General features: G+C 63.5%; 26 protein-coding genes. 2 read left to right on the top strand and 24 right to left on the bottom strand.

The genetic code is table 11. From position 1 onward, the window contains the following. Positions 1–99 precede the first annotated feature (99 nt). The 24 genes from AAFO90_RS17255 to AAFO90_RS17140 form a co-directional block, all read right to left on the bottom strand. Positions 100–825 carry a hypothetical protein gene (locus tag AAFO90_RS17255; RefSeq protein ID WP_347510154.1) on the bottom strand — a complete coding sequence of 242 codons (726 nt, stop codon included), beginning with the start codon at positions 823–825 and terminating at the stop codon, positions 100–102. A 12-nt stretch (positions 826–837) separates the two neighbouring features. Beyond that, entirely contained in the window at positions 838–1,743 is a 906-nt protein-coding gene (locus tag AAFO90_RS17250) for a hypothetical protein (protein ID WP_347510153.1), read from the bottom strand. Continuing rightward, positions 1,743–6,527 carry a hypothetical protein gene (locus AAFO90_RS17245; protein ID WP_347510152.1) on the bottom strand — a complete coding sequence of 1,595 codons (4,785 nt, stop codon included), beginning with the start codon at positions 6,525–6,527 and terminating at the stop codon, positions 1,743–1,745. Before AAFO90_RS17245 ends, AAFO90_RS17250 begins: the two co-directional genes overlap by 1 nt. A gap of 1 nt (position 6,528) precedes the next feature. Continuing rightward, on the bottom strand, positions 6,529–6,759 hold the full coding sequence (locus tag AAFO90_RS17240) for a hypothetical protein (RefSeq protein ID WP_065270989.1): 231 nt from the start codon (positions 6,757–6,759) through the stop codon (positions 6,529–6,531). Positions 6,760–6,857: 98 nt separating this feature from the next. Next, complete coding sequence (locus AAFO90_RS17235) at positions 6,858–7,229, bottom strand: hypothetical protein (RefSeq protein WP_065270990.1); 372 nt, start codon at positions 7,227–7,229, stop codon at positions 6,858–6,860. Further along, complete coding sequence (locus AAFO90_RS17230; RefSeq protein ID WP_065270991.1) at positions 7,226–7,675, bottom strand: hypothetical protein; 450 nt, start codon at positions 7,673–7,675, stop codon at positions 7,226–7,228. The genes AAFO90_RS17235 and AAFO90_RS17230 overlap by 4 nt, the downstream gene beginning before the upstream one ends. Positions 7,676–7,726: 51 nt before the next feature. Continuing rightward, a complete protein-coding gene (locus tag AAFO90_RS17225) occupies positions 7,727–8,083 on the bottom strand; it encodes a DUF3168 domain-containing protein (protein ID WP_347510151.1) in 357 nt (118 codons plus the stop codon). Then, on the bottom strand, positions 8,068–8,565 hold the full coding sequence (locus AAFO90_RS17220) for an HK97-gp10 family putative phage morphogenesis protein (protein WP_347510150.1): 498 nt from the start codon (positions 8,563–8,565) through the stop codon (positions 8,068–8,070). The genes AAFO90_RS17225 and AAFO90_RS17220 overlap by 16 nt, the downstream gene beginning before the upstream one ends. Before the next feature lie 172 nt (positions 8,566–8,737). Beyond that, positions 8,738–9,073 (bottom strand): head-tail adaptor protein, encoded by a 336-nt coding sequence (locus AAFO90_RS17215; RefSeq protein ID WP_347510149.1) that lies wholly within the window; start codon positions 9,071–9,073, stop codon positions 8,738–8,740. After that, positions 9,070–9,675: a hypothetical protein gene (locus AAFO90_RS17210; protein WP_347510148.1), complete on the bottom strand. Its 606-nt coding sequence runs from the start codon at positions 9,673–9,675 to the stop codon at positions 9,070–9,072. The genes AAFO90_RS17215 and AAFO90_RS17210 overlap by 4 nt, the downstream gene beginning before the upstream one ends. Before the next feature lie 6 nt (positions 9,676–9,681). Further along, positions 9,682–9,909 (bottom strand): hypothetical protein, encoded by a 228-nt coding sequence (locus AAFO90_RS17205; RefSeq protein WP_347510147.1) that lies wholly within the window; start codon positions 9,907–9,909, stop codon positions 9,682–9,684. A gap of 74 nt (positions 9,910–9,983) precedes the next feature. Next, entirely contained in the window at positions 9,984–11,189 is a 1,206-nt protein-coding gene (locus AAFO90_RS17200) for a phage major capsid protein (protein ID WP_347510146.1), read from the bottom strand. A gap of 36 nt (positions 11,190–11,225) precedes the next feature. Beyond that, a complete protein-coding gene (locus tag AAFO90_RS17195) occupies positions 11,226–11,888 on the bottom strand; it encodes an HK97 family phage prohead protease (protein ID WP_347510145.1) in 663 nt (220 codons plus the stop codon). Next, positions 11,888–13,111 carry a phage portal protein gene (locus tag AAFO90_RS17190; protein ID WP_347510144.1) on the bottom strand — a complete coding sequence of 408 codons (1,224 nt, stop codon included), beginning with the start codon at positions 13,109–13,111 and terminating at the stop codon, positions 11,888–11,890. Before AAFO90_RS17190 ends, AAFO90_RS17195 begins: the two co-directional genes overlap by 1 nt. A 3-nt stretch (positions 13,112–13,114) precedes the next feature. Then, positions 13,115–14,899, bottom strand: a complete 1,785-nt coding sequence (locus AAFO90_RS17185; protein ID WP_347510143.1) for a terminase TerL endonuclease subunit — start codon at positions 14,897–14,899, stop codon at positions 13,115–13,117. Between the two features lie 3 nt (positions 14,900–14,902). After that, entirely contained in the window at positions 14,903–15,127 is a 225-nt protein-coding gene (locus tag AAFO90_RS17180; protein WP_347510142.1) for a hypothetical protein, read from the bottom strand. A 3-nt stretch (positions 15,128–15,130) separates the two neighbouring features. Further along, positions 15,131–15,352 (bottom strand): hypothetical protein, encoded by a 222-nt coding sequence (locus AAFO90_RS17175; protein ID WP_347510141.1) that lies wholly within the window; start codon positions 15,350–15,352, stop codon positions 15,131–15,133. Between the two features lie 58 nt (positions 15,353–15,410). Next, on the bottom strand, positions 15,411–15,821 hold the full coding sequence (locus tag AAFO90_RS17170; protein WP_347510140.1) for an HNH endonuclease: 411 nt from the start codon (positions 15,819–15,821) through the stop codon (positions 15,411–15,413). Positions 15,822–16,300: 479 nt separating this feature from the next. After that, positions 16,301–16,996: a hypothetical protein gene (locus AAFO90_RS17165; protein ID WP_347510139.1), complete on the bottom strand. Its 696-nt coding sequence runs from the start codon at positions 16,994–16,996 to the stop codon at positions 16,301–16,303. Further along, the gene (locus tag AAFO90_RS17160; protein ID WP_347510138.1) at positions 16,993–17,577 is read right to left on the bottom strand and encodes a hypothetical protein; all 585 of its coding nucleotides are present in this window, start codon (positions 17,575–17,577) and stop codon (positions 16,993–16,995) included. The genes AAFO90_RS17165 and AAFO90_RS17160 overlap by 4 nt, the downstream gene beginning before the upstream one ends. Positions 17,578–17,852: 275 nt before the next feature. Continuing rightward, a complete protein-coding gene (locus tag AAFO90_RS17155) occupies positions 17,853–18,473 on the bottom strand; it encodes a hypothetical protein (protein ID WP_347510137.1) in 621 nt (206 codons plus the stop codon). Beyond that, the gene (locus AAFO90_RS17150; protein WP_274832575.1) at positions 18,470–18,718 is read right to left on the bottom strand and encodes a hypothetical protein; all 249 of its coding nucleotides are present in this window, start codon (positions 18,716–18,718) and stop codon (positions 18,470–18,472) included. The genes AAFO90_RS17155 and AAFO90_RS17150 overlap by 4 nt, the downstream gene beginning before the upstream one ends. Continuing rightward, entirely contained in the window at positions 18,715–19,041 is a 327-nt protein-coding gene (locus AAFO90_RS17145) for a hypothetical protein (protein WP_347510136.1), read from the bottom strand. The genes AAFO90_RS17150 and AAFO90_RS17145 overlap by 4 nt, the downstream gene beginning before the upstream one ends. After that, positions 19,038–19,160 carry a hypothetical protein gene (locus tag AAFO90_RS17140; protein ID WP_347510135.1) on the bottom strand — a complete coding sequence of 41 codons (123 nt, stop codon included), beginning with the start codon at positions 19,158–19,160 and terminating at the stop codon, positions 19,038–19,040. Before AAFO90_RS17140 ends, AAFO90_RS17145 begins: the two co-directional genes overlap by 4 nt. A gap of 193 nt (positions 19,161–19,353) precedes the next feature. Between AAFO90_RS17140 and AAFO90_RS17135 the strand changes: the two genes are divergently transcribed. Together AAFO90_RS17135 and AAFO90_RS17130 are read left to right on the top strand one after the other, a co-directional pair. Next, complete coding sequence (locus AAFO90_RS17135) at positions 19,354–19,656, top strand: XRE family transcriptional regulator (protein ID WP_347510134.1); 303 nt, start codon at positions 19,354–19,356, stop codon at positions 19,654–19,656. 230 nt (positions 19,657–19,886) lie between these two features. Further along, a complete protein-coding gene (locus AAFO90_RS17130; protein WP_274840209.1) occupies positions 19,887–20,168 on the top strand; it encodes a hypothetical protein in 282 nt (93 codons plus the stop codon). Positions 20,169–20,441 lie beyond the last annotated feature (273 nt).

Here is a 20,441-nt window from a genome sequence, read left to right as displayed (position 1 = left end):
GCCCTCACGGGCATGCTGGCTGCGGGTGAGTTCGGTCCAGGCCATCGTGGTCTCCGTTCAGTGTCGTACCCGAACAGAAACACAACCTCCTGAACTCACTCAATTAGTTTCAAATCGGGCTCTAAGTCCTGTTGGGTCGCCGTCTTCCCCATCTTGGTAGCTGGCAATAAGCGCGCGTCTGCGTCTGGTATTTACTCCACTGAAAGAGATACCTACCGCCAAGGCGCCATCTGCAGGTGTTCCGCCAACATTCTGCAAGTGGATTGTCCCGCGTCTATCATCTGCAACGTCTCCGCTGGAGACCAATGCACCATTCTCGACGTCAAGTGGGCTGAACGCGTAATCCCTGCCAACAGCAAGAAATCCAGCTGTATTTACGTTTCCGCTGCCGTCGATAGTAACCCCCACAGTGGAACCGTCAGTCTGATAGAATGATTTGGTTCCGTTGGTGGACAGGAGGATACTCCTGATCCCCGCCACCCTCAGATCAACCGGGTGGTTCGAGTTGGTCCCGATATTCAGATCTGATGCGCTTGCCCCCAGAACCGCCAGGACCCCAGACACGGTGTTGACCAGATCCAGCTGTGGCGCTTCCAGCGCGGTAAACTTCCCCTCTGCAGGGGCATCCAGCCCCACGGTGGTGGCATTCAGCGCACCGCCAATGATGGTGCTGTTTGTCTTCAAAAAGTCGATCAGCGCGATCAGCTCTGCCCGGTGGGTGGTGGCAAAGTGCTGGAACAGCGCTGACATCTTGGTGTCAAAATCCGCCTCCGCCGCCGATCGCTGCGGGATCGGCGGGAAGTCGGAGAACTCCGGATAGCTCATGGCTCTCCTGTCCTATTTCAGTGTTTTCATGATCAGGGGGAATGTGCTTTCGCCCGCCACATCCAGCGGCTGGCCGTGGTCATCGAGGAACCCCAGCCCCTCGATCCCGTAAGTTGGCCCCGTGCCCGAGGCGTAGAAGGCCGTCGCAAGACCATCGATCTCGGCCATGATGTCCATCACGCGCGGCGCCTGGATGGTCGGCACCAGCAAGGCCACCTCGATCTTGCGGGTGGAGCCGCGCTTCACCAGGATCTCATCCCCAAAATCGTCATAGCCCTTGCGGCTGTGACTGACGAAGGAGATGCGCGGCAGGTTCATCACCTGCCCCAGCAGATGGTTCCGGCCGAGAACAATATGGCCGACCTTCGCGGTGGCCCCGACCGCCGCGATGGTGATGTCAATGCGGTGGCCGATGTAGCCCGGAAAGCCGTTCAGAACCTTCTGGCGGGTGTAGACAATGCCGCCGAAGAACCAGGTGTAGACGCTGACCACATGGCCGGTGTCGACCATCACGAAGGTCTGATCATAGATCTGGCTGGGACCGTCCCAGACCTCGATCCGCACGGACCCGGCGGTAAGGCCGAAGAGCGCGATGGCATCGCAATCCTGCGTCGGGGTGATCGAATAGGTGATCTGATCGGCATGTGACGCCGTGTTCGATCGCCGCTGATCAAAGGCTGACCAGCGGTTGGTGGCCCGCAGGTCGAACCACCAGCTGCCATCATCGGTCAGAGGATCCTTGCCAAGGTTGCCATCCTGCATGCTCTGGTAAATCCGATGGGAGGCGAGCGAGATTACCAGATCGTCCTTGGCGTAGGTGGTCCCCGCAGCCCATTCGGGATGATCATCCTCGGGGATATTGGAGGCGGTCAGCTCGGCAGTGGTGACCGCCATCGGCGCGATGATGTTGAAGTCCATCAGACCCGCACCTCCGGCTGCCCGGCTTCATCCCAGTCCTCAAGGAACTGCGCGATCTTGCGCACGAACAGCTCCATGCTCTGCCCCTGCACCCCGACCTGTTTGGCCAGGGCGTTGACGCTTTGCACCACGAAGCGGTTATCCAGCATCGCCACGGACTCGGCATGGCTGTGAATGCGGGAGGCACCCGTGCGCTCGATCTCCCAGCCGCGCTCCCCGACGATGCGCAGACCGCCTGCATGGGCACCGCCTGCGGCAAACTGCGGAATACCGCCCAGCCCCCGGATCTGCGCCCGCAGGCGCTCCAGCCGATCGTTCCTGCCGCTGATCCGCTCATTGTAAGCCGCGATCTTTGCTTCCAGACCATCAGCGCCCCGGAAGGCCGCATTCAAGGCTGCCAGCCCCGCGCCGCCGCTGGTGTAATCCGCGCGATAGGCAATCGTGCCATCCTCGCGCTGGCGCAGGATGGCGTCCTCGCCTGAGCCCCGCAGCAGCTTGACCCCGGTGGAGGCCTGCAGATCCTCGATCTGGCCGATCAGCTCGGCGCCCCCTGCCCGTTTGACCTCTGTGCGATCCGCCAGCCCGGCGCCGCGGATCTGCAGCGATGCGATCTTTGACTGGGCCTGCCGCTCTGCCGTGTCCAGCTGCACCGCCGCGCGCAGATCCCCCAGCATGGCCCGCAGGTTTTCCATCGGCTGCAGCAGATCCCCGGAGGCCGAGGTGAGATCGCTGAAGACGGTATCCGCCGTCAGGCGCACCGCGCCGCCAAAGCTGATCCGCCCGGCCTGCCCCCGCGCCCCGATCAGATCCTGCAGGCGCGTCAGCCGCTCCACGTTGTCCCCGCCCTCCCGGCTCAGCGCCACGTTCACCCGGCGGGACAGGTTGGCGCTGCGGGTCAACACCATGGCCCGGGTGTCCGGATCGAGATCCCGGCCCAGCTGCAGCATCAGCTTGCGGCGCAGCTCTTCGGTATTGGTCAGAACCAGCTTACGGGTCTGCCGGTCCAGATCCTCGCGCAGCACCAGGTCAAGGCTGGCCACATGCTGCGAGAGGGCATGGGTGGCAATCCAGCGATCCGCCGCCGTCAGATCATTGCGGCGGATGATGAAGTCCAGCGTGGTGCGGATCCCGCTATCTGCCTGCTCCACCATCCGGCGCAGCCAGCGCGGTGCGTCATCGGCCAGCGTGACCGCCACATCCAGCGCCCCCACCAGGTCATCATAGCTGAAGGCCTCGGCCTGGCTGATGGCATCCTCCAGCGAACCGAGGGAGGTTTCAAATGCGCTGACGGTGCCATCCCAGTCCGCTGCCAGATCCTGCACGCCCTGGCTCAGATCCGCGATCTGATCGCCGGTCAGCCCTTCAAGCTGCAGGAAGCTGCGAAGCGAGGTCAGGACCTCGATCTGCTGCGCGTAAAGACCGGCCAGAACCTCATCATTGCCGCTTTCAAGATCCGCCACCCCAGCCGCAAACCGCAGCTGGCCCTGCACCTCTGCCGCGATGCGCCGGTATTCCAGCGCCGATCCCGCTCCGGCCCGGGCCGATTGCAGATAGGCGCGCGCCAGCTCCGGCAGGCTTTCCGCAGCCGAGAGATCTCCGCCGCGCACCGCTGCAAGCGCACCGTCCAGCCGCGCCCGCTGCGCCGCCTCGGCCTGCGCCGCGCTTGCGCCGGTCAGATCGCCAGTGATCAGACCATCCACCAGCTCCCGCAGCCCGCTGCCCGCACGGCGCCAGCTTTCCGCCGTGGCGCGTTCCTCAGAGACCCGGGCGCGGGCCGCATCAATCTGCGCGCCAAGTTCGCCGCCGATCTCCCCCACCATGCCCGCCAGCTCGGCGGAATAGGCGCTGACCTGCGGCAGCACCTCAGCCATGGCACCGGACATCTGCAGAAGGCCTGCATAAAGTTCGCGCCCGTGTTCCGTGGTGGTATCGATCCCCTCCACCAGTTCCCGGAAGCCATCCCGGCTTGTGGGCATGGCGACGCCCAGCTCCCCGAACTCTTCGCGCAGACGCCGCAGGATCACCTCCGTGCGCTCGCCTTCGGAGTAGAAGGCCCCGAAGTAGGCGGAGACAGATCCTGCCATGGCCTCGGCGCCGCCGAAGAGATCGACCAGCTGCGAAGCCGCATCGCCGCCCTTCAGGGAGACATCAAAGAAACCATGGCCGAGGAGATCCGCCGCATCGTTGACTGCGGTGAGGCTGCCCGACAGGCGCCCCAGCGTATCAAGGGCGGTTTCCCCGGCGCGGCTGAAGCGATCCGTGCCCAGAACCAGCTCGGCCATTTCCGCACCGGTCTCTTCAATGCGGGCCTGCAGTTCCTCCTGGATCTTTTCCTGGCTTTTGCCATTGGTCCAGAGCGTGAAGCCTTCGCTGGTAAAGCCTTCCAGCGCCTTGGTGCCAAGGTTCAGCGAGGCCGCCATATCCTTGACGCCATCGGTCAGCCCGGTGACGCTCTGATCCAGCGCCGCCTCGAAGTCGGCCTCCAGCGGTTTGTAGTCGGTGCGGTTGGAACGCAGGAACCCGCCCTTGTAGAAGTCGATCGAGGAGCCTTCAAAACCATCAGCGCCAAAGCGCCCCCGGATCCCCGAGCCTGCGTATTTGCGGCTGAGACCCTTGGCCAGAAGCGCAATGCCACCCAGCACGAGACCCGCCGCAGGCAGAGCCGCCCCAAGCGCGCCCCAGCCGCTGGAGGCGCCGCTGACCAGCCCGCCGAGGTTGGCAAAGCTGGAGCCAAGGCCGCCGCCAGTCAGAACACCGCCAAGGCCAGAGCCGATCCCGGCGGCAATACCGCCCCCGCCAACCAGACCGCCGACATTGCTCAAGATCCCCAGCGGGTTCACGCCACCTCCGCCACCGCCCAGCACGGCAGTGCCTGCGCTGGCCGCGCTGCCGGATCCCGTCACCGACAACCCCAGTGCAATCTTCAGCGTGTTCTGCGCAAAGGAGGACGCCAGATCCGCAAGCCCGCGTTTTGCCGCCTGTTTGATCCCATCCCAGAGGCCCTCAAAATCCCGCAGGCCATTCGCCACCCAGTCCCCGAAGGAGCGCGCAACGCCATCGACCGCAGAGGACAGCGGCCCGTTCAGCTCCTCGGACAGGTCCTTTGCCTTTTTCTTGGTCTTATCCAGCTTGTCCTTGGTGCCACCGCCGGACCCATCATCCAGCGTATCGTTCAGATCCTCGAGGCTGTTCTTCAACGCATCGGCGCTGTCGTCGCCCGCATCCAGTTCCGCATTGGCGCTGTCCATCTGCAGCGTCAGGGTCTTGAGCGCAGCCGCGGCCTTATCCCAGCCCTCGCGCACCAGCCCCTTGGCCTCTTTCTTCAGCGCCGCGCTGCTGTTTGCAGCCCGCACCGCCAGCGCGTCATACCTCGCAACGCCTTCAAAGGCCCGGCCAGAGGCTTCATTCAGCGCATCAAAGGCGCCCGACATGCCCGGGATGTTCCTCACCCGAACCGCCAGCCCCGACAGGAAGGCCGACCAGTTTTCCGAGATCGTACCCATCATGCGCAGAAAGCCTGCCTTGACGGTCTCCCAGACGGCGCCAAGCGCCGGGCCGATCGATCTGGCACTGGTCTTGATCCCCAGCCAGACGCCCGAGGCGAGATCGCCAAGCGCCTGCAGCGCCATGCCCCAGCCACCGGTCGCAGTGACCAGCTGGTGGAACTTCATGGCCAGGTACCCCGCGCCTACAACCAGCGCGCCGATCCCGGTAGTGATCACTGCACCGCGCAAAAGCACCAGCCCCCGCGACAGGCCCTTGATGGCAACACTGCCAAGCGCCGCCCGGGTCGTGGTGGCCCCGAGCGCCATTTCCAGCGCCACCGCAGACTTTGCCGCCGCCAGGAACCGCACTGGCGCCAGCGCAACGGTAGACAGCATCCCCGCCATCGCCACACCCAGCGGCGCGGTCAGCTTGAGGGTCAGGCCCAGCCCCACGGCCAGCGGTCCCAGCGCAGCCGCCCCCGCCGTGCCAAGCGCAATCACCCGCTTGGTGCCCTCGCCCAGCCCGTTGAACCATTCCGCCACCGAGGCCGCGCCATCGCTGACGGTCTGCATCGCAGGCACCAGCGCGATGGTCAGCTGATTGGCCAGACCCCGCCCGGCCAGCCCCATCCGCGACATCGCATCATTGGCCGTCTCCAGCCGGTCCGCATCCACCTCTGAGATCGCAACGCCAAAGCGGCCCACATCCTCTGCGGCCAGCTTCAGGGTGGCGCTGTCAATGCGGGTGAAGATCAGACCGGCCCGGCTGCCGAAGAGATCCGAGGCCACCGCCGCGCGTTCTGCCTGCGGCACGTAATCCGCAAGCGCCCCCTGGATCCGGGCCAGACGCTCATCCAGCGGCAGGCGCTGCAGATCGGAGGCATTCAAATGCAGCCGCTTCAGCGCCTTGGCCGCCGCGCCGGATCCGCCCGCCGCCTGGCTCAGCCGCTTGGTCAGCTGGATCGTCGCCTGCTGCACCTCCCCGATCGACACGCCAGACAGATCCGCTGCCCGGTCCAGCACCTGCATGGATTTGACAGTGGTGCCGAGGGATTGCGCCATCTTCGCCTGCGCATCCACCATCTGCAGGCTGGATTTGACCGCCACCGCAGCGGCGCCCGCCAGCGGCAGGGTCAGGCCCAGCGACATCCGCCGCCCGGCCTTCTCCATATTGGCGCCCATCCGCAGCATGCGCCGCTCGGTTTTGCCCATGGTGGACTGGGCCCGCTTGGCGCCGCTTTCAAAGGCAGCCGAATCCATGGACAGAACGCCCCGAAGAGCGCCAATAATCGCGGCCATCTCATGCCCCTCTCTGATTGTGGAAGTGCAGGCTCATCAGCGAGGCGCGCAGCTGCTCGACAGCCTGCGCATCGCTCTTCTTGTCCCGCTTGGTTTTGCCGGAGTGTTCCGCCCCCGCCTTCGTAAAGTCGGGGATGGTTTTTGGACTGTGGACCGCATGGCTGAACAGAACCGCCAGCTCCTGCTGAAGCACCCGCCGCGCCTGGACCTCATCGTTCTTGCCATCGATCACTGCCCGGGTGATCTGATCGTATTCCCGCAGGGTGACCGCGCCAAAATCATCGTGGTGCAGACCCAGCCTGCACCACGACCGATAGAGCGCCTGCCAGTCTACGCCCCTGCGGCCTGCCCGTTTCCCTCGCTGTTTCCCTCTGCGTCCTCATCTGGATCAGCGCCCGGATCTGCCTCTGCAGGGAAGGCAACCGCGATGGCCTCACCAAGAGAGGTCAACACCTTGCGCACGCCGCCTGCCCCATCGACCAGGGCAACGGCCTCGTCCCGCTCGCCGCCCGCGCCATCGTTCATCACGGCGGCCAGCACAGAGACAACAAAAGACGCGCCGCCCTTGCCGGTGATCAGATGATCCACCAGCGCATCAAAGGGCTGGCCGTCATTTTCCGCTTCCATCCGCATCAGCGCGGCGGTCGAGAACTTCAGCTTGTGGGTGGTCTTGCCCACCTTCATCTTCGCGTGATTGATCATACCGCTGCCGTCCCTTCTACCCAGTCAACCGCGCCGGTGGTGCGCAGCTTGAGATCGGTCATCAGATCGCCGTCCTGGTCGGTGGTGGGGATCGTCGGCACCACATAGGCCTTGTAGGCAAAGAGATCGCCCGTGCTCTGCCCCTCGCCCGGCGGGAGCGTCGCCCGGAAGAACACCGGTTTGCCTGCCGCGTTATAGGCTGCGGCCTGCTTGTAAAGCTCGGTCGAGTAAAAGCAGTTGAGGGTGATCTCCCCGCCATCCTTGAGGCCGAGGCCCCATTCCTTGAACCGGCCCGGGCTGTCCAGCGAGGTCCGGTCCCGGTATTCCTGGTCAACCTCCGGGATCCCGATCGTCTTGCAGCCCTTGATCACCGCAAAGTTCCCGTCCACCCCGTCGACGGACCATTCCATGTCAACGAGATCGCCCGGAATGACATTCTCTGCCATTGGCTTCTTCCTTCCATCATTTGTTGATTGAGCCGGTCACCCGGCCAGCGGTCAGGCGCGGTAGCGCACCTGAATGTCCAGCATCTGAAGCCGGATCACATCGCCGCCGGAGGGGTTCGTCCCATCCCGGCGGGATATCTCTTTGCAGCGGATTACAGACCCGCCGCGATACGCTGTCAGGGTCTGGGAGACCTGACGAGCGAGCGGGATGATCTCACCATAGGTGCGGGCATGGATGTTCACCTGCACCCGCGCGGTCTCCACGTCGCCGCGCCCGGTCTGGGAATAGGCCGACACATTGCTGATCCGCTGCAGGCTGATCCGGGGAAAGCCCACGTCCCGGTCAAAGACGCCCCAGACCACCGGATGCCCCAGCGTCTTCAGGAGATCCTTCAGCTCACCTTCCATGCTGATACGCCTGCCCGCGCGGCCTTGCGCCGCGCGCGCGCAATCGTCTTTTCGATCTCGGCCCAGGTCTCGCGCTTCAGGGTCTCCAGCATCTGCGCCTTGTTGGCATCCCAGGCGGGACGCATGAAAGGCCGCGCAGGCATCGCACCGACGAACCTGCCGGTCGTTTCCTGCATCCGCGGCCCCGTGCCGAACTCGTAAAGGTGGCCGTGCGGTGCATCGCTGTCATCTGGCTGCACCGGCCCCACATAAAGCACTACCTTGCTGCGTCCCCGGTCGCTGCGCGCCTCCCGCGCCTGCCGGGCCGTCAGCTTGCTGGTGACCTTCACCGTAAAGGGTGACAACGCATCGGCCATTGTGGCCACCGGCTGCAGCGCCTTCTTCATCGCCCGCCGCTGCACGCCCTTGGCCGTGCCCCGCGCAAGCTGACCCAGCGCCCGCTCGATATCACCGGCGCCTTCGATCTTCATCTTGACTGACATGTCTGAGATCCTTGCTTCATCAAAAAATTCTCTCAAACGCTCATTCCGTTAATCTCTGAGCAATCCGGACATTGTTAGATGAGGAACGGACCGAAGAAGCTGCAGCCCGTGGCACATCCCTATCTCGCAACAAACCACGGGCTGCACGCTTTGGGACGCAATCCCCCTCCAGTCACCGGATCCTCCACGCGGTAATCTCGATCCAAAGCCCGCGGCCGATCTCTTTCACCCCGGTGATCTGCCAGTCCGCCCCGTCAAACCGGATCCGGTTTTCGCCATTGACCGCCGCCAGCTTGATCGACCAGCGGACAACAAACCGCGCATCCGTCTTTTGCTCCACAGATGCTGCCCGCATGCGCTCACCATCAGAGACCGGCGTGTATTGCGCCCGCCCCTCGGCATACTCCGCCCAGCCGGTGGCAACCTCTTCCCCTGCCTCATTCTCCGCAAAACTCGCCTCAAGGATCACAATCCGCCGGTCGAGGCGCGGCGCCGATCCCGCCTTCATCCTGCAAAGGCCCGGTAGCGGCGGGTCAGTCGATCCACCCCGCGCTGCACCTGCTCCGGAACACCCAAAGCCGCATCCGCCAGCGGATGATCATAATAGAGCTTCACCAGCTCACGCGCCGCCGCCCGGATATCCTCCGGCACCTCCTCAGCGGTGGCAAAGCCCGCCGTGAACACGATCTCCACCGCATCGGCGCGCGCGGCATGGGAGGGCCAGGATTTGCCGGGCAGCAGCTCAATGCGCCGGGCGCGGCCGGATCCGGCAAGGATGTAATCCCCAGGCGGCACGGTCAGGCTGGATCCGTCCTCCTGCAGGCAGCGCACCGCATCCACCGAGTGGATCCGCGCAAACGGCAGGCGCAGCAGATCACTGGTAAACCCCGCCCCCTTGCGCACCCATTGCTGCGACACGAGAGGAAAGCCGAGGCCACCAAAGCCATCGCCATCCACATCCAGATGCGCAGAAGCCGCAGCAATGGCCCGGGTGATCTCCGCATCAAGCTCCGGATCTTCTCCTTCAGGCGTGAGGATCCGCAGCTTGTCCTTCGCATCCGCAAGCGTGATCAGCGCCGCATTGCCACCAGAGAGCCGTTCCAGCCACATCGCGGCTTACTCCTGCCCTTTGGTTTCAGCAGGCTCGGAGGCTTTGGTTTCCGGAACCGGGCTGGCCTTGCTGCCCTCCGGATCTTCCGGCGCCTCGGTGTCCTCCCCCTCTTCGGGCAGAACAAGCACGTCGCGCGCCACCAGATGCGCCACATCGCGCGGATCCGCCTCCCGCGCGTCCCCTTCATTGTACCACTGGTCGCCCTGATGCGGACGTTTGACGATGTATTTCATGGACTTTCTCCCGCTCCTTCAAAAGAAAAGGGCGCGAAAAACTGCGCGCCCCTGGTGGCTCAGATCACTCCAGATCAGGCAACAAAGCCCAGATCCCCGTAGATGAAGGCCTCCGGGCGATAGATCGCCAGCGCCAGGCGCTCCTCGGCCAGGATCGTCACCATGTTCCGGGTGAAGTCATCGTTTTCATAACCGGTCTCGATCGAGGCATCCCAGCGGTCAAAGACCTGACCACCCATGCGGAACGCCCCGGTCAGGAACTTGTCCACCGTGATCGCCTGCGTCTGAACCACCGGCAGGCGCCACAGCATCGGCTGCGCACTGCCCTGCGGATTGCCGATGATGTAATCCTCATTGGCGTTCTTGGTGAGCTCAATCCGCGCCCAGTCGATCGGGTTCAGCACATGCCCCGTGGCCGGGTATTCCGCCAGGGCCGCCTGCAGCATCGCAAGCCGCAGCTTGTCGATCACCGTCTCCGCCCCGACCGCAAAGGCAGGCGCATAGGCCGTCGCATTGGGAATGATCCCATGCAGGTTCTGCCCGGTGCCATCGCCATTCAGGATCTGCACCTCTTCCTTGAAGTCCAGACCATAGAGCAGCCGCTGGTCAATCATCGAGCGCAGCTGCGAGACATCGCTCAGCGCCTGGCGCGACACCTTCATGTGATGCGCGATCACCTTGGCTCCGGTGGATTTCTCAGTGAGCTTGATGTCAGATCCCGGCTTCGGGCCGCCTTCGGCAACAGGCGCGGCGTTGTTGTTGAACCCCGTCTCCTGCACATATTCCAGCGTATTGCCATCCATCCGGCCCGGCGACAGCAGATCGCGCACCGTCATCCGCCGCTGCGGCATCTCCTGAATGCCCGGAAGGCGCGTTGCGCCCACCCCGGCCCCGACCGCACCATCGGTATCCGTGGTCGCCAGCGTGAGCGAAGCCTTCAGCTCCATCCGCGCCTTGGAATTGCGGCCAAACCCATCTTCCCCGAAGGACTTGAACTCATCACTCTCGACGAACTGCTGCCCCACGCTTTTGTGCTCAGGTCCAGCCGCACCGCCATCGCGGTCCAGCTTCTGCTCCAGCTCGGTCAGCGTGGATTTGAGGCCATTCATTTCCACCAGGGCCTCATCGGCCTTTTCCTTGACCGACCGGCCCAGCTCTTCACCGGCCTGCGCCTTACCGAGAGCATCCTCGGCAATGGCTTTCACAGCGTCGAATTGACGATCGAACGCAGCTTTCGTTTCCGCTGCCAGCTCTGCAGCGGTCTTGGTCTCTCCCGACATGGGGAACCTCCTCTAAATGTTAGGGTTATCTGCGGGTCAGGAACCCAGCATCGCGGCGTAAAACGACACCGCCTCGCTCTCCGCTGTGGCAGGCTCCCCCTGCCCCTTCAGGTGGATGCGCGCGGCACGCTCCGCCTGCGAGTTTGAAAGACCAATTCCCTTGGCCATCCGTTCAAACTCCCGCTCCGTCAGCCGATCCCCGGCCCGGAGCTTGTCCAATACCTGCGCGGGCACCTCGGATTTCGCGGCCACCCGCGCCTCAGGCAGCATCGGGAAGGTCACAAGCGAGACCTCCCAGAGCTCCAGCTCCTGCAAGAGACGCTGCCCGCCGCTCTGCTTTTGCGCCTTCACCGTCCGGTAGCCGATCGACAACCCGTCAATCGATCCCGCCTTGATCAGCGCCTGCGCCTCGCGGCCCTTGGCCACCTCCGTCAGGATCCGCCCCTTCACCCAGAGCCCGCGCTCATCCTCGCGCGCCTCATCCCAGACCCCGATCGGCTGCGCCGGATCATGCTGCCAGAGCATCTTCACCCGGCGCCCGGCCTGCGTCAGCTTTGCAAGGCTGGCGGCATAGGCGCCCGGCGCCACGATATCACCGCCCTGGTCTTCGATCCCGAAGAGGCTGGCATAGCCTTCAATCGCGCCACTGTCCGCGGCGGCCGTCAGATCAACCGCCATATCCTTCGTCTCCACCACCATCAGCCCTCTCCTGTCTCCGTGATCGGAATGTTCTGCATCTGCATGCGCACCTCATCGCCGCCCGTCACAGGCCGCCGCCCTTCCAGCTTGCGCACCTCGTTGATCGTCATTGCGCCGATCTGAACCATGATCTGGTAAAACGCCGCCCGGCTGGCGCTGTCCCCGCGCATCAGCCCGTCCATGTTGATCCGAACGCTCACACCCGCCGCCCGGTCCGCCGGGGTCAGCAGCTGTTTTCTCACGGCCTGCTCGATCCGTTTCACCCGGCGGCGCAGGTAGAACTTTGTGAACATCAGGACCTGCTGATCCACGCTGGTCGGCCAGGCCGTCGAGGCCCCCGCATGACCAATGAGCGCGGGCGGCACCTGGAAGTAGCGGCAGATCTCCTCGACCGAGAACTGCCGGGTTTCCAGCATCTGCGCATCTTCCGGCGAGATGCTGAGGTGGTCGTATTCCATGCCCCCCTCGGCAATGAACGGTTTGCCCGAGTTCACAGCCCCCAGGTACTTTTCGACGATCTTCTCCGCCGCCTCCCGCTCCGGTGCGCTCAGCCATTCCTTGAACTTGATCAGCGCTGAGGGGCGCAGCCCGTTGCGGAACATGCCCGCCGCCGCCCGGTCCGCCGCCAGCGCCGAAGAGAAGGCCTGCACACCAAAGCGCAGCGTTGACATGCCCCCCAGCGCATTGCCGCCGGGCCCGCGGATGTGGAACACATCCCGGTCCAGCCGCACGAAGGATTTGCCGCCATCGCTCCAACGGTATTCAATCCGCCCGCTGCCGAGCCGCCGCACCGCCATCGCCTCCGGATGCACCGGGTAAAGCGCCACGATCTTCCCGTCCCGCCGCTGCACCGAGGCATAGGCATTGCCCCAGAGCTCGATCGACAGGTTCATGAAGTCCCAGAAGTCCAGCGCTGTCTGGTCAAAGTTCGGGCTCTCATGGATCACTGCATGGAGCGGATGGCCCGGATCCGTTTCCGTGAAGCCATCGCTATCCCTGCGCTGCACCTCGAAGGGCAGCGAGGACAGCGTGCCGCTGATCAGGTTGGCGCAGCCCCAGACCGCCGAGAGGCTCAGGCTGGAGCGCGCGCTGACCACCTCGCCCGCATTGCCTACATGGCCCTCGCTGCCCCCGCCTTGCGCGCGACCATCGGCCCAGTTCACGCTGCTTTCGGATTTCAGCTGCAACCCGACAGAGGACAGCGCCTTGCTGATCAGACCCATTTGTTACGCTCCCTGCGGCATGCCAAGTGCCTGGAAAAAACTGTTCCGCCGGTCATCATTGCCCGTGTCTTCCGGCACCTGGCTCAGCGGCCAGAGCGCGTTGATCAGAGCAACGATCCCGTCGATCTTGTCCTCCGGCACCAGCTTGGCCGGATAGATGTAGTCGCCCCCCTGCACCTGCTTCAGCAGCGTGTTGCCAGCCATCCAGGTCAGAACCGGATTGCCATCATTGATCAGCCGGTGATCATCCACCGCCGCGATCAGCTTATTGAAGGGTTCATTGAGGTTCGAAGCCCGCGAGCGCAGCTCCACCGCCGTCATGCCAGCAGCCTCCCAGGCCGCCGCCATCTGCGCAGCAAAGAGCGCGTCATAAATCACCATCTCGATATCGAGCGCAGGCAGGTGCCCCCAGCCCCAGCTGTCATCCCCGAGCCCCGCCAGCTGCAGAACCAGCGCCTCCACGATGCGCAGATCCAGCTCCGCCCCCGGCGTCGTGCGGATGAAGCCATCCTTGGCCCAGCCCCAGAGGTGCTCATTGCCCGGCGCCTCGACCAGCTTCTCCGGCAGGAAGTGCCAGCTGAAGACCTTGAGAGGCCCCTTGGCCGGATCTTCCTCATCGGGGATCACCAGCGTCACACTGGCCGGATCGCGCCGCGTCGCCAGATCCACGCCGAGATAGGCCTTGCACCCGGCATAATCCGCAAGCCGCAGCCCCGGATCCTCGCTGGCGCGCCAGGCATCCATATCCAGCGCCGCGGCCCCCACACTGGTCCAGATGTCCAGGTGCTTGCGCAGGAACTCCCCCATCGCCGCCGGGCTGGCCGTGGCCTTCTCCCATTCGTCCTGCATGTATTCCAGCGACTTGGCCGAATAGAGGCTGGGGTTCGCCTTCTCCCAGGTCGCGGGATCGCCTGGCTCATCGCCCTCATCGGCTTCAAAGATCAGCCCCAGGTAGCGCTCATTGGCCCGCGCCCCGTCCAGAAGGCTCTGCACATACTTGCGCTGCTCATAGCAGATCCCGGCCGTGTTATAGCCCGCCGTGGTGATCGCGATCAGCAGCGGGTGTTCCCGCGCCCCCAGAGCCGAGGCCATCGAGTCCCAGACATCGCGCTTTTCGTGCTCGTGGAGCTCATCGACGATGGCGCAATGCGGGTTCTTGCCGTCCTTCGATTTGGTCTGGCTCGCAATCGGCTGGAACACCGCTGCCGGATCCGGCGTCTTGATCTTGTGCTCCTCGATCGTGAGCCCAAGGAGCTCATCAAGCCCGGTGCCCTCGAACTCCCCGGTGAGCGCCATCACCCGCGCGGCGTCAAACACGATCCGGGCCTGGTGGGTGGAGGCCGCCGCCGAATAGACCTTCGCCCCCGGCTCCCCGTCCGCGCCGAGGAAGTAGAGCCCGACCCCGGCCAGCAGCGTCGATTTTCCGTTCTTCCGCGGCACCTCCACATAGGCCGTCCGGAACCGGCGGAGCCCACTGACCATGTGGCGCCAGCCGCCGATCTGGCTGATCAGGAAGGCCTGCCAGCCCAGCAGCTCGATGGTCTCGCCCCGCGCCGCCCAGGCCCCTTCGATATGAGGCAGCGTTTCCATGAAGGCGCACATGTGCTCCGAGGCTTCCGCATCGAACACATAGGGAAAGGCATCCGTGCCCGCCCTGCTCAGATCGGTTCGGAACCGCTGGCAGGCCTGAATGATCCGCTTGCCGCTGGGGATGGCGCCAGACAAAACCCCATCCACCCAGTCAAACGCCCTTTGCGTGACCGGCATCTCCACCAGATTGTCTTTCATTGCCTACCCGCGCCCCGCCTTGCGCGTCAGCGGCTTGAAGGGCGTCACCTTGCCGCCGCCCTTGGGCGGCGCAGGATCTCCCAGCAGATCCATGAAGGAGGTCTGGGTTGCCTGCCCGTTCTTGGCCCGCACGTAAGGCGTGCCCAGCAGTTCCTTTTCCAGCGCCGCCAGGCGGTTTTCATGAAAGGCGCGCTGCTGGCTCAGACCGGACAGGAAGTTCCCTTCCATGGCCTAAAACCCCTCATCCACGATCAGCACCGACAACCGGTCAAACGCGGCCCGGTGCACCGCATAGCGCACCACCTGGCCAAACACCGGCTCATCCACCAGCCCGTCCCGCTTCAGGTACCGCAGCAGGCTTTCGCCATGCGCCTTTTCCACATCATCAAAATGAGGTGGCCAGCCGCCCAGAAGGCGCACCAGTTTCTCAATGTCCGTTCCACTGTTCTGCATACCCCCCCCCCTCTAAATTTGTGCGCGGAAAAATCCGATTACCCCCGCCGGTTTCACATCAAAAGGCCCTGGACTTTCCAAGGCCCCCCACCCTACCTGCGCGCCGTTCGGCCCGCTGTTTCTTGCTGTCATGACAAGACTTGCAAAGCGATTGCAGCGCCCCGAACCAGAACAGCCCGTAGTCATCCCGGTGCGGCACCACATGGTCGGCCACCGTCGCCAGCTGCTTTGAATGATCCGGGCACATCCGGCACAAAGGCTCTGCGTCCAGCTGTGTCAGCCGCCGCCCGCCTTTGCCCCGCCACCCCTTGCTTGCATACCATTTCCGGCTCGGCCGCTCTGACCGCCGCCGCGCCTCTGATGGCCGGTCCCGGTTCTGCTTCTCAGCCCGCTCATGGGCCTTGCAGTAGATCGTCCCGACCTCAACTAGACGGGAGCACCCGCCCTGCGCACAGGGTTTCTTCGGCATAAGTGCTCTCCCCCAAACGCAAAAGCGCCCGACGGTTTCCCGTGGGCGCTGGATCAATCTGGTCAGGTTTCCCGTCAGTCAGCTTGCGGCAAAGTCCGGCAGGCTGCTGTTAACACAGACATCGCGTTGACTGCTCTTCATGATTTGCAACGGTCTGAACCCGCCGCTGGCGTATGCGTCGCTCTGGCTCGTGCTTCGGGTCCCCCAGCCGCGCCCAGACGACGAACACACAGTCCGGATGATTGTTTCTGCAGGTGCGGTATCGCTCATGGTTCGTTCCTCTTGATCTGCAGACCGTCTATCAGACTTTCCCAATGAAAGCTCCGCCGCCAAAGGACAAATGCTCATCAAAAAGAGAGAGAAACTATCCTTTAGGTTAGACAAAAGCACAGTTCCCAAACGCAAAAGCGCCCGGAGCAGGATCTCTGCTTCGGGCGCAATTCAGACAGGTGCTTTATGTCAACAGATTGAGATCCGCGTCAACCCCTTTGCCACGGCGTTCTTGGCGGCATCGCCTCCGTCACGACAAAGGACGTCAGATGGCAGGCCGCCCGGAAGATGTGCCGCAGGTGCAGGAGCGCCCCGTACCAGCTGAGATACCGACGCCGGGCCGCGGCAATCTCCCGTCCCGTCACGCTGTAGCCAACAGGACACCAGGACCCATCCGCCCGCTTGCCCAGCTGATCCGCAGGCCAGCGCAGCCCGGGCACCCGGCAAACCTCCACCGCTGCAAACCGCCCGTGTTTCGTGCCCCGCCAGTCCAGCGGCGCACAGCGCTGCTCTGCATCCACCAGGCAATCCGGGCGCTCACCCACCCGGGCCAGCTCTGCAATCTGCACCGCCATCCGTCGCCCGCCATAGATCTCGGGCAGGCAGGCCAGTGACGCCGCAACCATATCCGCATCATGGTGGCGCGGTGATGTCCCGCCGCCCTGCACCCGGCATCCCAGCTGCGCCTGCTGCATCATCAGGTATTCCATCCCGATCCCAGGGCGCGCCCCGGTTTCCCGTTCGATCTCGTCAAAGTCGAGCCCGACCTTCTCCCGCTGGAACGCCCATTCGATTAGATCCAGAACTCCGACCGCCAGCCTGCCACTGCGCGGGGCCCGGACCCCGGTCAGCGCCGCGCCCCGGGCATAACCCACGACCGGGCGCTCAAGAACCACCATGTTCATGCCGCCCCCTTTCGGCGGGCCTGATCCGCAATGTCCTGGCACCTTTGCAGCGCAGCCCGGCGCTGCAGCCGGAACCGATCTTCGGCCGCTCTGATGGCATCGCCCCGCGCCAGGCGCATCTCGATATCCTCCAGACGCCGCACCGGATTGTCCGCGCTTTCCCGGATCTTGCTCTGGCTCCACCGGCCCGGCCATTCCCGCCCGGCGGTGATGAACTCCAGGAGCTCTGGCGCCCAGCCCTGCCGGATCGCCCTGAGGCCCAGCTCATCGCGGAACACATTCAGCATCAGCGGCGATGGTCCGGTATCAGGTGCCTCCTTCTCCCGTGCCTTGGCCAGGATCTTCAGCGCAATCGGAAACCGGTCCTTGTTCTTGCCTTCAGGGTGCGCCTCGATCCACTCCCTCAGATCCGTCAGCCCGTCTTCGCTCATATAGGCAAGCTTCTGGCGCAACTCCTTTTTCATGACTTCAAACTTGGCAAGGGTCGCCGTTGACGGCCGTGCCAGCCCCAGTGCCTCCAGCGGCGCAATCAGGATGTCCTGCACCCGCTTTTCTCCCGCTGCCTGCTCTTTCGCATCCATCGCCTCTGTCTCCTTTCTAAGCCTGTTCCGACATCGCCGCAGCCACGCGGTGGCCCCTCTGGCCCTGCCCGCTGCGGTGCGCGTTCCGTCAGTCTCGTTTCATTTCTTTTCGTTTCTTCTCCTTTCAGCGGTGACGGAAACCGCGCAAAAAAAGGAGAGAACCGTATCGTTCCCGGGAACTTTCGTGATTTTCCGGGTCAGTTCCGTGATTTTCAGTGATTGTTCCGTGATGTTCCGTAACCGTCACGGAAAGTCACAGGTGGTTACAGAACCGCTCAGCCCTGCCTCTGCAGCTGGAATTCATCGAGCGCCTTGCGGATGAACGGCTCTCGGCGCTGCACATCCGGATAGGTCTCTTCCAGCCAGCCGTGGAACCGCTCCAGGAAGTCCGGTGCCCGCAGCAGCTGCCCTGCCCCGATCCGAACCTCAATCATGTCGCGCAGATCCTTCAGCCGCTTGTTCACCCGGCGCTGTTCCTTGTCCGCCAGATTGGCCCGGCGGGATTTCAGCGCCTCGATCGCAACTTCCGTCACCACCTTATGGGCATAGCGGACCTCGCCATTGTCACAGCGCACAAGTGACCAGTTGTGCAGTGGCGTAATCTCGCGATTGCACAGCTGCCGCCAGCGATCGACCGAGATCTCCGCCGCATTTGCAAGCAGCCGCTCATCCGTCGGCAATGTGCCCACCGGGGTTTCCTCATGGGAAACACAGAACAGGTTGAACCCGATCCAGCCGACCTCCGGCTCCGCCAGCTGACGGAATTCGCTGCGGCGCCAGCGTTTCAGGTTCCACTGGATGAAGAAGTGGCTGTCCAGCCGGTCATGCGAAGAGATCGGATAATCCGGCAGATCCCCGGCATCGACCGGGCGCAGGAAGTTTGGCGCCGTGCTCATGCGAAGACCTCCGTCAGATCCTGCGCCCGGCCGGACTGGTACGGCCGCATCTCTGCCGGGCGCCAGCGGCCCGCAACCGCCCGGCGCCTGTAGCGGTGGCCCCAGCCCCGGTGCATGCAGATGTTGCGGCAGGTCTCCGCGCTCGCGCCGGTGAAGGCCGCGAGATCAGCCAGCGTGCAATCGCCACCGGCCTCGCGCGTCAGCCACCAGATCTGATAGGCGATCCGTTCAATCCGCACATTCATGCTGCGGCCCTCCTCATCTCGTCATGGAAAAAGCCCGGCGCGCCGGGATCGGTCAGCATAACCAATAGCGCGATATGGCTGGTCGGTGCAGTAACCGCGCCCCACCAGTTCAGCGCCGTCTGGAAGCTGACATCGCAAAACAGCGCCACCTCCCGCGGGCTATTGAACCGCTCGCGGAAGTAGGCAGACCACAGCTCCGCCGCAGTGGATTTAAGCGCATAGGGGTCAAACCGATTTGACCAAGACGCTGTATCGACAGACGTGCCAGGCTGCTCACATGGCACATCATTGCTCACAATCAGGGTTAGACGCGGGCGGCTCATGCCGCGGCCTCGGTCTTTGTTGGAACCACCTTCAGGAACGAGAACAGCGAGCGTGGCGGTTCGGCCACCTCCTGCTCCCGCGCCATCTGACACAACGCATCATACCAAGCAGAAGGCATTACCCCCTCCTGCATGTGCGTATGCACGGTGGTTGGTCGCTTATTCAGGCGGAGCGCAACAGCGCGATAGCCACCCAAGGATCGGATAAGGTCACGTGTGGTCATGCCACAAGCGATAGTCCGAATTTTGCGAACCATCAAGATCCGACAACCAGAAAGTTCACTTTATTCGGATTTCAGGTAATCAAAGAACATGGACATCGAACAAAAAGAACAACTGGCACAAACCGGCGATGTGAGCCCTGAGGCCATCAGAAGCCGCCTCCTGGCGGCCCGCAAGTCTATCGGAATGCAGCAACTCGAAGTCGCCAAAGAACTTGGCCTCAAAAAAACGACATTCCATTCACAAGAAAGCCGCGGCGCTCCGAGCATTAAGACTATGCGGTATTACTACCGCCAGCACCGCATTGACTTTAACTTCATCCTTCATGGCGACTTTGCTCAACTGCCGCAGGATGTTCAGGATAGGTTGTTCGCTGCATTGCAAAGCGAATAGCTCCGATCGGGTCCAACACCCAGTTCAGATCAACACCTAACTTTCGCAGCCTGACCGCTGCCCACAATATCATCTTGCCCTGATTCCCCCTCAAATGTTCCTTTTTTGTTCTCATTAACGCGAACCCAACCGGAACGCGAACAGGATTTTTGTCCGATTTTTTTGAACCGCACGCTTGACTAGTTCATTTTTTTCGGACTATCTGAACGTATCAACCGATGGAGGATTGAATGCAAGATTTTAAGAACACCGTGCTGCGGGACGCCCGCCGGATCGTGGGATCCCCGGCAGACTACATTGACGACCCTGACCAGTTCGCCGCAGCATGGGCGGCCATGAAAGCCGGGCGCGGCCAGGGGTTTGATCCCGCTCGCCTGCACCCCCAACACCTTGTGGACCGGCCCGGCCCCGCGCCGGAACCGACAGAGCAGATCCTGACCCGCGCGGGCCAAAAAGCTCGCGCTGTGATCGAGGCGAAAAGCCTGCCGATCCGCCGCCGCCATGTGGCCTGACCCGGCCCGGTCTGTCGCTCCTCCTGCTGTCACTCACGGCAAACATCGAACGACACAGGCAACTCAGCGCGGCCCACCCGCGCCTTCCCACTGACACAACCAAATAAGCGGCGCGGGCTGGAGGATTGCCTGCGCCGCTGATCAACAGAGTTTTCGCGCCCGGTCCCCGAAGGCGCGGATCAGCGCGGGCGGCGCAATCCTCCAAATCAAGTCGCCCGCGCATCAATGACGAGGCCCCGATGCGAAACGCCACATCTCCACACCAACAACAAA

Origin of the sequence: Phaeobacter sp. CAU 1743, from assembly GCF_039839315.1 — a bacterium.
Taxonomy (GTDB): Bacteria; Pseudomonadota; Alphaproteobacteria; order Rhodobacterales; family Rhodobacteraceae; genus Phycobacter; species Phycobacter gallaeciensis_A.
Note: the sequence above shows the minus strand (reverse complement) of the source record. Positions and strands in the feature narration are given on the sequence as shown.